The sequence below is a fragment of the Aminobacter sp. P4_D5 genome, from assembly GCF_056401815.1.
The window spans coordinates 1-501 of the sequence record NZ_JBFUIP010001494.1 but is presented as its reverse complement, the minus strand read 5'-3'; the positions used below and the strand labels follow the sequence as shown (position 1 = coordinate 501).

General features: G+C 71.6%; 1 protein-coding gene. It reads right to left on the bottom strand.

Annotated elements, in window-relative coordinates:
* Positions 1 to 501: peptidase dimerization domain-containing protein (locus AC1DWF_RS39150; RefSeq protein ID WP_476843760.1), on the bottom strand; the 501-nt coding region annotated here is incomplete at both ends.

Sequence of the window (501 nt, the reverse complement as noted above, 5' to 3'; positions counted from 1 at the left end):
ATCCAGCACGACGCCGGCCGGCGCATGGCGCGCCAGATGCGCCTGCACCGCTGCCTGCGCGGCCACTGGTTCCTGGCCGGGGATCAGGCGCATGGTCAGCTTGGCATGCGCCTCGGCCGGGGTGACGGTCTTGCCACCCTGCCCGGTATAGCCGCCCCACATCCCGTTCACCTCGACGGTCGGGCGCAGCGTCGTGCGCTCCCGCACCGTGTAAGCCGGATCGCCAAAGGGCGCGGCGCCGAAATCCGCATACCAGGCCGCCTCATCGAGCGGCAGGGAGGCCGTCTCGGCGCGCAGCGCGTTGGTCATGGGCGGCGCGCCGGCCTCGAAGCCCTCGACGGCCACGCGGCCGTCCTCGTCGTGCAGCGTCGCGATCAGCCGTGCCATCTCGTGCAGCGCATTGCGCATGGCGCCGCCGACCTTGCCCGAATGCGCGTCCTTCTTCGCCGTGCGCAGGCTGAATTGCAGCGCGYAGATGCCGCGGCAGCCGATGTTCAGCAC